Raw genomic sequence first — 13,324 nt, forward strand, 5'->3', positions numbered from 1 at the left:
TTGGCAGCCCCTATCACCGTAGGCAACACAAAGGGGTTCGACCGTGCCACATCTGGCTGTACCGAAAGTGTTTCGCTAGATGAAACGGTCACGCTACCTCGCAATGCGTCCTTTTCGGGCGCCCTAGCAAACCTACCTGTGCTGCAAGCACCCAACCCCCTGACACCCAAAACTATGAAAAGGTCGTCCCCGACGTTTCTACTAAAACTGCTGGCTGCGCTGTCGTTGCTGGCACTCCCGGCGCTTTTGCACGCCGTCGACTACTATGTCACTCCCTCCGGCGCCGGAACCCAAGACGGTTCCGACTGGGCCAATGCCTACGATCAAAACCAAATCGACTCCCTGGTCGATTCCACCCTTCCCGGAGACCGAGTGCTCCTCGGCAGCGGCACCTACACTATCCCCTCTTTAAGCATCAACTCTAGCGGAACCGCCGGCAGCCCGAAAGGACTGATCGGGGTCGATACCGGAGGCGGGCTTCCGCTCTTCCAGGGAACCTTCGACGTCAACAACAACGCAAGCTCCCACTTTATAAGGATCCCCGGCGCCGCACACTACTGGGAGATCAAGAACCTGCGTTTCAAGGACCAGCCCTTCGTCATCACTTTGACTCGTAATGGAACTACCGATACGCTGCGCACAAATCTCGTTTTCGAAAACCTCCACTTCGACACAATCGAGGACGCCATCCGGCTCTACAACGCTAGCGACATCCTCGTCAAGGATTGCACCGTAATCCGCCACACCAAGAAAGCTTTCCGTATCGGCGACCACTCCAGCTTCGTCACCTTCGATTCCTGCTTCACCGACTGTAACGGCGGCGACCTATCCTTCCCTTCTCGCTCCATTCCCAACGGATTCGCGGCAGACGACACAGACGGCGAGCCCATCATCCACGACATCACTTTCCGCGACTGCGTCGCCATCAACAACGGATACAGCCAATCCAGCGGTAGCTACTGGAACGGTGACGGCTTCAGCACCGAACGCGGAGCCTACAACATTTTCTACATCCGCTGTAAAGCTTACGGCAACAACGACGCCGGCTTCGACAACAAGGCATCCTATATCACTTACCAAGACTGCGTATCCGCTGGCAACTCGCGCGGCTACCGCCACTGGGCCGACAACGGACAAATGTTCAACTGCGTGGCATCTTTCAACAGTAAGAAAGGTGGTACCGGCTCTTCCTACGGCCTCTGGGTGAGCGGCAACGGAGGAGAAATCACCGTCGACTTCTCCACCATGCACGGAGCCGGTCACGGCGTCACAGTGGAAAACGGTGGCACCGCTACAATCTCCGATTCGATCCTCTCTACCACCAGTTCAAGCTCGGTCTTCGCATCTTCCATCGCCAACTTGATCGACACCGCCACCTACCGCCCGGGCGAAGGAACCGATCCTCAATACATTGCCGCCGACCCCGCATGGCAGGGCGTCCCTCTCGACGCCATGGACAGCCTAACTTACGGCTTGACCAAGGGCTACAGCAGCGAACGAGTGGACGAAACGCCCAACGTCGCTCCTACCCTATCCATCACCTCTTCAAGCACAGGGGGAGTCTCACCGACCACAATCGACTTCACCTCGACTGCAGCCGACTCGGATGGAAACATCATAAGCACCCTTTGGGACTTCGGCGACGGAAACGTGACGAACGAGCCGAACCCCTCGCACACCTACAACGTACCCGGAAGCTACGAGGCCGAATGCACCGTTACCGACAACCGTGGAGCAAAGGCCTCGCAAAGTATCAACATTGTCATTACGTTTCCCACCACACCGGTAGCTTCTCGTATCGAATCTGGCGGTACTGACGACTTCACCGATTCCAACGGAAACGTCTGGGCAGCCGACCACAGCAGCGACACCGGCGGCGGACTCGCCGATCGCGGCGCCATCGAAATCGCCGGCACCGTCGACGACCGCATCTACCAAACCGAGCGCTGGGGCATCTCCGACTACCGCATCATCCTGGCCAACGGCCTCTACGAAGTGAAACTCCACTTCGCCGAAACCTACTCCGGCATCACCGCATCTGGCCAACGCGTATTCACTGTCTCCGGTGAAGACAGCTACCCCGCTGGATGGGTCGACATCGACGTCTTTGCCGAAGCGGGCGGATCCAACGCTGCCCTCGTCAAAACCGGCTTCGTCGAAGTTGAAGACAATATCCTCGATCTCGTCTTCACTGCTTCCGCCGACAATCCTATGATCAGCGGCATCGAAATTTTGCCAGCCACTTCCGGCGATCTTCCGCCCGAACCATCGTCCAACTTCTACGCATCCAACATCCAGACCGAGGGCTTCACCGTCTCATGGGACGCGGCCACGGACGAAACAGGAGTAGCAAGCTACGACGTGTACTTAAACGGTCAATACGAAGGTACCACCAGCGCCACCTCCTACACCTTCACCGGCTTGGCCCCCTATACCTCCTACTTCGTCAGCCTCCGCGCTCGCGACGTAAGCGGAAACCTCTCCGCCCTCAGCGAGGAAGCTATCGTTAAAACGCTCGACGACGGTACAGTCGGCAACGAAATCATCCTCGACAACGACGCCCCGCTCGGCGTGAGCTTCGTAGGAGAATGGCCCACCAGCAGCGCCACTTCCGGGTATTGGGGTGACAACTACCAGCACAACAACGATTCCGACCAAGGCAACAAGTCCGTCACCTATACGCCAGACCTGCCAGCCGCTCGGACCTACGATATCTACCTTCGCTGGACCAGCGCCAGCAATCGAGCCAGCAACCTACCGATCGACATTGTTCACGCCAACGGCACCGACACCCTCAGCGTCAACCAACGCAGCGACGGCGGCCAATGGAACCTGCTCGGCACCTACGAGCTCGCAGCTGGCAGCGCCAACAGCGTAACGCTCCGCACCGACAGCGTAAACGGATACGTTATCGCCGACGCCGTGCGCTTCCTCGCCAACGACGGTCCCGCACCCGACACGGAAGCCCCCAGCACACCTGCCAATCTCCAAAGCAACGCCATCGGTGAAAATAGTTTCTCCTTCTCTTGGGACGCTTCCACCGACAATGAAGGGGTCACAGGCTACGAAGTCTACCTCAATGGCTCACTCTACAACACAGCCACCGAGACTTCACAGACAATCACCGGACTCTCTCCAGAAACCGCCTACGACGTGCACGTGATCGCTTTCGATGCGGCAGGCAATAGCTCCGCAGCAAGCGATACCCTCACCGTTACGACTCTCACGGAGACCACCGGAGGCGGAGGCGGAACCTCAAGCGACGGCATCATCAGCTTCAACGTCACCAACCCAGGCCTCGAGCTCGCGGCTACGGACAGTCTCGGCGCCGTAGCGGCAACCAACTGGCACAACTCCACCGTGAACAACGAGTCCTTCACCGACGTTAGCGATAGCGAGGGCATCGCCACCACGCTCGACTTCCGTTTCTCGAACACGCCGTTCTTTTACCCGAACGACACTCCGGAGTACCCAGCCCCGCTCGCCGACGATGCATCTATGATGCGTACCCAGCGAGCCAACAGCAGTTCAACCAGAACCGCCGCCTACGCAGAACAAATCCCCTACGATAACTTCGACGTCTACATCTACTGGGGCGGTATTCGCTCTGCCGATACTCCTCCCGAGACGATGATGGTCGAGTACCAAGTCTTCGACGGCTCCAACTGGGTGACTCAAGAAACCAAATACATTCGCGACGACGATCGCATGTGGGACGGAAGCTACAACGAATCCTCCGCTCTTACGGCAGCCGACGCCACCGACGGAAACGAATACGTCGTCTTCCGCGGACGCTCGGATGTGGAATTCAAGATCCTCACGACCTCGGGGCGCCGCGTCGGCATGAGCGGCCTGCAGATCGTCTCTCGCGACATCACTCCACCAAGCGTACCCACGAACCTGCAAAGCAGCAACATCGTGACAGATAGCTTCACGCTCTCTTGGGATGCCTCGACCGACAATGTAGCCGTCACCGCCTACGAAGTCTATCTCGACGGCACCCTCTACGGAACAGTCACCGACACGACCGCAGATATCACTGGCTTGTCGCCAGAATCCACCTACAGCGTTACGGTCCTCGCCCTCGACGAAGCAGGCAACGCCTCGCTTGAGAGCGATGTTCTCTCCGTCACCACTGCCTCCGCCGGAGGAGGAACGTCGAGCAACGGGATCGTAAGCTTCAACGTCACCAACCCCGGGCTCGAGCTCGCGGCAACGGACAGTCTCGGAGCCGTACCGGCAAGCAACTGGCACAACTCCACCGCGAACAACGAGTCCTTCACCGACGCGACCGATAGCGAGGGAGTCGCCACCACACTAGATCTCCGTTTCTCGAATACTCCCTTCTTCTACCCGAACGACACGCCAGAGTACCCTGCTCCGCTCGCCGATGACGCATCCATGATGCGTACCCAGCGAGCCAACAGCAGCTCCAGCAAGGTCGCCGTTTACGCAGAGGAAGTCCCCTACAACACCTACGACGTCTACATCTACTGGGGCGGGGTCCGGACTTCCGATTCCACGCCAAAGACCATGAGCGTCGAATTCCAGCAATGGGACGGTTCCGCCTGGGTAACGCAGGAAACGAAGTACATCCGCGACGACGATCGGGCTTGGGACGGCACCTACGACGAGTCCACCGCCCTCACCGCCGCGGACGCCGTTGACGGAAACGAGTACATTGTCTTCCGCTCCCGTTCGGACCTTGAGTTCAAGATCCTCGCCGACGCTGGCCGCCGCATCGGAATTAGCGGCATCCAAATCGTATCTCGCGATACGAACGGCAACTCCAACGGCTCAGGGGGAACCGGAGAGCCTGCCGGCTCCAGTCCGGAAATTACCAGCGATTCAACAACGGCTGGCACCTATGGCGACACCTTCAGCTACAGCATCCTCGCTTCGGATACGCCAAGCAGCTACGCCGCTACAGGCCTGCCAGCAGACTTGACGATCGACACTGCCACCGGAGAGATCACCGGTACGCTCATCGAAACAGGAAGCTTCAGCATCGAACTGACCGCGACCAACCAGTACGGCAGCGGTTCCGCTACGCTCGTTCTCGACGTTGCTCCCGCGAGCCAAGCGATCACCCTCGAAGCTATCGCCAACAAAACATTCGGCGACGCGGCCTTCCCTGTGAACGCGACCGCAAGCTCCGGCCTGCCAGTCGCCCTTGCGGTGATCAGCGGTCCCGCCGAAATCTCTGGCAACACCGTCACCCTCACCGGAGCCGGCACCGTAACCGTGGAGGCCACCCAATCCGGCAACGCCAACTACACTGCAGCCCCCGCCCAGCAAGCAAGCTTCGAGGTCGCTCGCGCAACAGCCAACATCAGCCTCGACGGCCTCTGGCAAGTCTACGACGGAGCCCCCGCGGACCTATCAGCTGCAGCGGATCCCGACTCGCTAGAGGTAAGCCTGCTCTTCGACGGATCCCCAGTCGCTCCCACGTATCCAGGATCCTACGACGTCACCGCCATTATCGACGATGCGAACTACCAAGGCGAGACCAATGGCACGCTCACCATCGTCGCAACCGCGCTCGTCCGCTACGCCCCCACTCTCAACGGCGGGGTTATCGGTTCCGTACAGGTGGCTGAGGCTGGATCCTTCAAACTAAATGGAGGGACCTCCCTCTCTGGGGACTTACTCCTTCCCGGTACTCCCCAAATTCGAGTGAACGGGCAACCGAGATTCTCCGGTGAAGTCACGGCCGACGGGGACGCCTCTCCGGAGGGCTACCGAATAACCCTAAATGGAGGTGCCTCGCTCCGCAACATCGTACGCAGAGTAAACGCTCCAGCATTCCCAGAGGCAGTATCAGAAGCCACTCCATCCGGAATCCGAAGCCTAAGCCTCAATCTTCCCACCGATAGCATAGGAGATCCAACGACGCTTCTAGACCTGACGCTTAACAGCGAAGCCGGAGCTCATGCCTTGCCCGCTGGCACTTACGGCAAACTGACCGCCAACGGTAGCAGCGGCTTTATCCTGGGAACTGCCGGAGCCACCGAGCCTGAAGTGTACAACCTGCAAGGCATCACCTTGAACGGCGCTGCAACCAGTATCCAAATATTGGGGCCAGTCGTAATCAACATCGCAGGCGAGGTCGTTCTCAATGACGCGACCATCGGCGACGAAACGACTCCCGAGTCCCTCTGGCTCCGTTTCGCCGACGGTGACCTAACCCTCAACGGCTCCGCAAGCTTGCACGGCTTCGTGGAAGCTCCCCACAGCAAGATCACCCTCAACGGCTCCTCTACGCTGCAAGGCTGCATCGCTAGCGAACAGCTCGTCATCAACGGAAACGCCCTGCTCAGCTGGGACGACGCTCCGTAAGAAAATCCAAGCACGGCGAACGTGGACTCTCGATCGTTCGCCGTATTTTCCAACTAACTTTGGCGTGGCTCGCACTTTCGAGCCACGCCTTTTCTCTTTGCAATACCAACCATACGACAATGCCAACTCTTAGCCGCTGTCTCACGTCAGCCATCCTTGTATCCGCAGCATACCTACAAGCTGAAACACCTCCCGACCTTTCAACCGATTTCGAGGAATGGCAGCTCGCCGAAAAGGGAATAATCGAAAGCATGCCGGACGACTATCAGCTCGTCGGACGACTCACTCCCCGCGACGCCACGCAAATAAGCAGTTCCCTGCTCGGCATCGGTGGCGAAACAATGGACCGCGACTTCACTCGCTTCGAAGCCTGGTCCCCCTACCTCGAGCCCCTCGGAGCCAAACGCATTCGCTTGCAAAGCGGCTGGGCCAAAACCGAAACCCAAAAGGGCAAATACGACTTCGCTTGGCTCGACCGCATCGTCAACGGCTGCCTCGCAGCCGGAGTCCAACCCTGGCTGAGCCTCAGCTACGGAAACCCCATTTACGAAGGCGCCGGCGGCACCGGCCTCGGTGGCGGACTACCTCATTCTGCGGAAGCCTTGCAAGCCTGGGAAAACTACGTTCGCGCCTCCATCCAACACTTCGGCGACCGCGTCGAAACCTACGAAATCTGGAACGAGGCCGACCTGAAGCACAACCAGAGCCAAGCCGGCGCCTACCCACGCCTCTACGAACGCACCGCCCGAATCATCCGCGAGGAACAACCCGACGCGACCATCCTTGCCCTCGCCCTCGCCTACGTACACGCCCGCCCCGATTCCGGACTCGTCGACTTCGTTGAAACACTCGCTGCCCACGACACGCTTCACCTCGTCGACGGCATCACGGTGCACGGTTATCCCGCCAACCCCGACCACGGCTTCGAGCGCCACGCCGAGGTCCAAGCCTACCTTTCCCAACACCTTCCCCACGCCGTCATCTGGCAAGGCGAAACCGGAGCCCCCTCCGAACGCGCCCCAAAGTTCGCCCTCAAAAATCTCGATTGGACCGAACTCAGCCAGGCCAAGTGGGACCTCCGCCGCGCCCTTGCCCATTGGTCCCGCGAGATTCCCTTCTCCCTCTTTTCCATCTCCGAAATGAACTACGATCAGCAGCACTTCGACATTTTGAATACAAAAGGAAAACTCAAAATCCGCCCGAACGACCTCTCCATCGAACGACCCAAAATCTCCTACTTCTCCTACCGCAACGCCTGCAGCCTATTCGCCGACCAGCGCGTCCCCCAAAAACGCGACACCGCCATCGCCAACCACAGCAGCCTCTACAGCTTCAAAATCCACGACCGAGCAAACGGCAAGCAAGGCTTCGTCTTCTGGGACGCCGCCAGCCAACCCGGCGACCGCTTCGAGGCCCAACGCACCGATATCGTCGCCACCGACCTAAGCCTGCAAAACCCCGTCCTGCTTGACCTCCTAAGCGGACTCGTCTGGTCCCTCCCTGAGGCAACGCTCGCCCAGTTTGGTCCCAGCCTCAGCCTCTACGACATGCCCGTCTGGGACAGCCCCCGCGTCATCGCCGACGCCCAACTCTTCGACTGGACCCCACTAAACCAACCGTAGGGCGCGGGCTTTACTGCCCGTCCCGCACTGCCCAACATCCCCCTCTCAGACCCTTTGACTATTTATAAACAGCGCCCACGCTTCTTCCCGCCACCCAGCGGTGTCTACACTTTACGCCCTCATGCAATCGCGTCCTCCCAACATCCTGTACCTGCACTGCCACGACGCTGGCCGCTATATCCAGCCCTACGGCTACCCCGTAGTGACGCCAAACCTACAGCGACTCGCCGAGGAAGGCATCCTCTACCGCAACGCCCACTGCGCCAACCCGACCTGCTCGCCCAGCCGCGCCTGCCTGCTCACCGGACAATACGCCCACAACAACGGCATGCTCGGCCTCGCCCATCGCGGCTTCCGGCTCAACGACTACCAGCACCACCTGGCCAACCAACTGCGAGCCGCCGGCTACACTTCCGCCCTCGCCGGCACCCAGCACATCGCCGCCGCTCCCCTTTCCCGCATCGAAGACATCGGCTACGACCAGATCCTCACTACCGAGGAAGACTTCGAGACACCCACCGCCGCCGCCGAAAACTACTTCGCCAAGCCTCCGGAAAAACCTTTCTTCCTCTCCCTCGGCTACTTCGCGCCGCATCGCACCGACGACGGGGCCTTCCCTCGCCAAGTCGATCCGCCCAACCCCGATTACCTGCGCCCCCCCGCTCCCATTCCAGACAGCCCGGAAACGCGAGCCGACTTCGCCAACTACGCCGCCAGTATCCAAAGCTTGGATATCAGCATCGGACGCGTCCTCGACGCCCTCGACCGCAGCGGTCTAGCGGACAACACGCTCGTCATCGCCACCACCGACCACGGTATCGCCTTCCCCGCCATGAAGTGCAACCTCACCGACCACGGCACCGGCGTCATGCTCATCCTGCGCGGCCCCGGAGGCTTCAGAGGCGGACAAGTCGTGGAATCGCTCGTCTCCCAAATCGACCTCGCCCCCACCGTGCTCGAATTGGCAGGCCTCCCCCTTCCCGAGCGCCTGCAAGGCCAGAGTCTCCTACCGAACGCCGAAGGCAAGGTAACCCAACGCGACTGCGTCTTCGCCGAGATCAACTACCACGCCACCGAGGAACCCTCCCGCTCCGTCCGCACCCAGCGCTGGAAATACATCCGCCGCTTCAAGGACTACGGCTACCAGCCGCTGCCCAACTGCGACGACGGCCCCAGCAAGGATTATTGGATACAAAACGGTTGGCTCGAGAACGGCTACGAGCAAGAGCTGCTCTTCGACCTCACCTTTGACCCCAACGAGTCTCGCAACCTCGCCCCATCGCCCGCCCACGCGGAAGCCCTCCACGAAATGCGGGCCCGTCTCGACCAGTGGATGCGCGAAACGGACGACCCCCTCCTCAAAGGCCCTCTGCCCCGCAACGAGCACACCGTCATCACCGCCCCCACCGAACGCTCCCCCAAAGGCAAGCGACTCGGCTGAAGCTCTCCACTAGGGCGAAGCCTAGCCCTTTTGCATCGACTTTCTCGGCAAGCGTGAAAATCTGCCTCCCCCGCGTGGGAAACCCGTCGGCTCGCCGACGCAGCTTCCCCACGCCCTAACTGCATATTTCACAACGAGAAAGAACCATGCCACAGTACCGATCAAAGACCTCCACCGCAGGCCGCAATATGGCGGGCGCTCGTGCCTTGTGGCGAGCGACCGGCATGAAGGACGAGGACTTCCGCAAGCCGATCATCGCCATCGCCAACTCCTTCACCCAATTCGTGCCCGGACACGTGCACCTCAAGGACCTCGGCCAACTGGTCGCTCGCGAAATCGAAAAGTCCGGCGGCGTGGCCAAGGAATTCAACACCATCGCCGTCGACGACGGCATCGCCATGGGACACGACGGCATGCTCTACAGCCTCCCCTCCCGCGACATCATCGCCGACTCCGTCGAGTACATGGTCAACGCCCACTGCGCCGACGCCCTCGTCTGCATTTCCAATTGCGACAAGATCACTCCCGGCATGCTCATGGCGGCCCTCCGCCTCAACATCCCCGTTGTCTTCGTCTCCGGCGGCCCCATGGAAGCAGGCAAGACCAAGCTCATCGACCACGGACTCGACCTCGTTGACGCCATGGTCATGGCAGCCGACGACAGCGTGGACGACGCCACCGTCGCCGAAGTCGAACGCAACGCGTGCCCGACCTGCGGCTCCTGCTCCGGCATGTTCACGGCCAACTCCATGAACTGCCTCACCGAAGCCCTCGGCCTTTCCCTGCCCGGCAACGGCACCGTACTCGCCACCCACGAGGACCGCAAGGAGCTCTTCCTGCAAGCCGGCCGCACCATCGTGGAAATCACCAAACGCTACTACGAGCAAGACGACGACAGCGTCCTGCCCCTCAGCATCGCCAGCTTCAAGGCCTTCGAAAACGCCATGACGCTCGACATCGCCATGGGCGGTTCCACCAACACCATTCTTCACCTCCTGGCCGCCGCCCAGGAAGGCAAGGTCGACTTCACCATGGAAGACATCGACCGCCTCTCCCGCAAGGTTCCGCAGCTCTGCAAAGTCGCGCCCAATACCCAGAAGTACCACATGGAAGACGTGCACCGGGCCGGCGGCATCATGAGCATCCTCGCCGAGCTCAACCGCGGCGGCCTGCTCCACAACGACATCCCCACCGTACACAGCAAGACCATGCAGGAAGCGCTGGACAAGTGGGATATCGCCACCAGCAACGACGAAGCGGTGCACACCTTCTACAAAGCTGGCCCGGGCGGCATCCCCACCCAAGTCGCCTTCAGCCAGGGAGCCCGCTGGCCAAGCCTCGACATCGACCGCGAAGACGGTTGTATCCGCAGCGTGGAACATGCGTTCACCGTCGAAGGCGGCCTCGCCGTCCTCACTGGCAACATCGCTCCGCAAGGCTGTGTCGTCAAAACCTCAGGCGTCGACGAAAGCATTTGGGTCTTCGAAGGTCCTGCTCACGTCGTAGAGAGCCAAGAAGAAGCCGTATCCAATGTTCTGGGTGGCAAGGTCAAAGCCGGCGACGTCGTCATCGTCCGCTACGAAGGCCCACGCGGCGGCCCCGGCATGCAGGAGATGCTCTACCCGACCAGCTACATCAAGTCCAAGGGACTGGGCAAGGTCTGCGCCCTCGCCACAGACGGACGCTTCTCCGGCGGTACCTCCGGCCTCTCCATCGGTCACGTTTCTCCCGAAGCGGCAGCCGGCGGCCCCATCGGCCTCATCGAAAACGGCGACATCATCCGCATCGACATTCCCAACCGCAGCATCGACGTAAAGCTCAGCGACGAAGAGCTCGCCGCCCGTAGGGAAAAGATGGATGCGCTGGGCGACGCCGCCTGGAAGCCCAAGGAGCCGCGCCCCCGCAAGGTCAGCGCCGCCCTCAAGGCCTACGCCCTGCTCGCCACCAGCGCCGACCAAGGAGCAGTCCGCGACCTCTCCAAGCTCGGCTAACAAGCAAACACAGCTTTCAAAAACCCAAAAGACCATTGCCCAACGGCAATGGTCTTTTTGTTTTCCGTAGCGCTGAGCTTTAGCCAGCGTCAACTTTGCAAGATCAATCCATAGAAAAACGCTGGCTAAAGCTCAGACCTACCTCCCTACACCAGCGCTCGATACCGGAAATCGCTCAATCGCACCGTCCCCGTACCCAAAGAACAAATACCGATCCGCAAACTCAAGAATCCGCCAAACACGTTGTGGTGCATGCCCGAAACTTCCATACGCGTCGGATGCAGCCTCCATGTTTTCCCGCCATCGATCGAGTAATGGTAGGTGATCACGTTTCGATCGTTCGTTAGCCGCGCCCGGACCTTGCGCCCTCCAGCGGCGCGCTCGCCCAGTCGTGGGATTCGGCGTACTGGTAGGTCCTCACCTTTTCCCCTGTGAATCCAAGTCCCACGTAAGCCTTCGGGTTGTAGAACAAGAAAATCCCGCCCTCCGCGTCGCCTTCCATCTCCAGGCTGAGCTCCACCTCGTACGCCTGATCGACCACGATGCAGGTCAAGGGCGAGCTGTTCGCCGGAGAGCTGCCCGAGCCTGCCAACTCCAAGAACGCCTTTCCATAGCGCACCCGTTCCATCTCCTTGGGCCCCGGGTTGTCGAAGGACCACTGCACGCCAAACTTGTTGCTTGTGAAATCGTCGGACAACGGAAATCCATGCGGCACCGCTTCTCCGCCCCTAGGCATCGGCAAAGGCTTTCTCAGCTCTCCGCCTTTGGCCACAAACCAGCCGTCGTCCGTCCACTCGATCGGTTCCAGCAAGGTCTGCCGCCCGAGCGTGCGGAACCCGTTTTCGTAACCATGGTAAATCATCCGCCAGTCTCCGCTGGGGCCTTCCACCAGCGTGGCATGCCCTTTCGCCCACCACGTGGCCGGGGTCGATGCAACCGTCGATCTTTAGATCGATCGGGTCACTCCAGGGTCCCTCGATATTGTCCGCCCAGATCACGTAGGTGCCGAACGGCTTGCCCGGAGCAAAAGCCGGAATGTAGACATAGTAGCGGTCCCCGTGCTTGCAGAGGTCGAGCGCCCATACGGTGCCGATGCTCTTGCGCAAGGCCGGCCCCACCGGTCTCCAGTTCACCAAATCCCGCGAGTGCCAAATCACGATGCCGGGATAGGAATTGAAGGACGAAAAGGTCATGTAGTAGTCCTCTCCATCCTTCAGCACCGTCGGGTCCGGGTGGTCTCCCGACAGGATGGGATTCAAGAAAGTCCCGTTGCCCAAATCCGCCTTGCGCTGTCCCTCGATCCCTCGCGCCCAAGGCGAAGCAGCACGGGCCGGCCCCTGTCCTCCCTGGGCCAAGCTGCTAGCCATCGGAGCGAGCATCGCGCCGGCGAGGCAGCCTTTGATTAGATTGCGGCGAGACTGGCTTGTGGGACCATCGGATTCTGAACAAGGACGGGGCAACTGTGAATCATCCAAAAGTAATCGAGAACCTACCCTAAAATCGAAAAGCGTCACTGGCAATCCGCTCAGCCAAGTGGGTGAAAGCTTTTATTCCAAATAAGAACCGCGAAGCGTAGTATTCTCCCATTTTCCGATGCCTGAAAATAGTAATTGCAGGCCAACTACAGGCGACAAGCCGTAAGATTACGACATCAGGAGGCTGCAGCCGCGACTCTCCATACGTATCGATCAATTATCCGAATGGGTTCCACGATCGCCTCCGCCCCCGCCCACTGCAGTGGTCGCACTCCACCGGCAATGCACGCCCCGACGGAAACAGGCATTCGGGAAAACGGAAAGCCGAATCCGACGCCCGAACATAGCTCGCCCCAATGCTTTACTGTCAACAATTCAACCCGGCGCCATCTGCGAATTGCCGTTGAGTTCTCTCGCAAGAGCGCTTCTTTGTCTAACGCGACGGATAACTCCGTC

4 protein-coding genes and 1 pseudogene are annotated in these 13,324 nt (G+C 60.1%); 4 read left to right on the top strand and 1 reads right to left on the bottom strand.

Annotated features, from left to right (window positions below; genetic code table 11):
• Positions 1-174: 174 nt before the first annotated feature.
• The 4 genes from IEN85_RS03655 (at position 175) to ilvD (ending at position 11,393) form a co-directional block, all read left to right on the top strand.
• Positions 175-6,339 carry a golvesin C-terminal-like domain-containing protein gene (locus IEN85_RS03655; RefSeq protein WP_191615708.1) on the top strand — a complete coding sequence of 2,055 codons (6,165 nt, stop codon included), beginning with the start codon at positions 175-177 and terminating at the stop codon, positions 6,337-6,339.
• 119 nt (positions 6,340-6,458) lie between these two features.
• Positions 6,459-7,961: a hypothetical protein gene (locus tag IEN85_RS03660; protein WP_191615709.1), complete on the top strand. Its 1,503-nt coding sequence runs from the start codon at positions 6,459-6,461 to the stop codon at positions 7,959-7,961.
• 100 nt (positions 7,962-8,061) lie between these two features.
• Positions 8,062-9,402, top strand: a complete 1,341-nt coding sequence (locus IEN85_RS03665) for a sulfatase family protein (RefSeq protein ID WP_318186575.1) — start codon at positions 8,062-8,064, stop codon at positions 9,400-9,402.
• Between the two features lie 146 nt (positions 9,403-9,548).
• Positions 9,549-11,393 (top strand): dihydroxy-acid dehydratase, encoded by a 1,845-nt coding sequence (gene ilvD, locus IEN85_RS03670; RefSeq protein WP_191615710.1) that lies wholly within the window; start codon positions 9,549-9,551, stop codon positions 11,391-11,393.
• 146 nt (positions 11,394-11,539) lie between these two features.
• Here ilvD and IEN85_RS24935 read toward each other — a convergent pair.
• Positions 11,540-12,772: pseudogene (locus IEN85_RS24935) on the bottom strand (family 43 glycosylhydrolase).
• Positions 12,773-13,324: the final 552 nt, after the last annotated feature.

It is taken from the genome of Pelagicoccus enzymogenes, from assembly GCF_014803405.1.
GTDB lineage: Bacteria > Verrucomicrobiota > Verrucomicrobiia > Opitutales > Opitutaceae > Pelagicoccus > Pelagicoccus enzymogenes.

Bases quoted from the DNA above. Each gene is read 5' to 3' on its own strand.
- IEN85_RS03655 (WP_191615708.1), top strand. From the start codon at position 175: ATGAAAAGGTCGTCCCCGACGTTTCTACTAAAACTGCTGGCTGCGCTG.
- IEN85_RS03660 (WP_191615709.1), top strand. From the start codon at position 6,459: ATGCCAACTCTTAGCCGCTGTCTCACGTCAGCCATCCTTGTATCCGCA.
- ilvD (WP_191615710.1), top strand. From the start codon at position 9,549: ATGCCACAGTACCGATCAAAGACCTCCACCGCAGGCCGCAATATGGCG.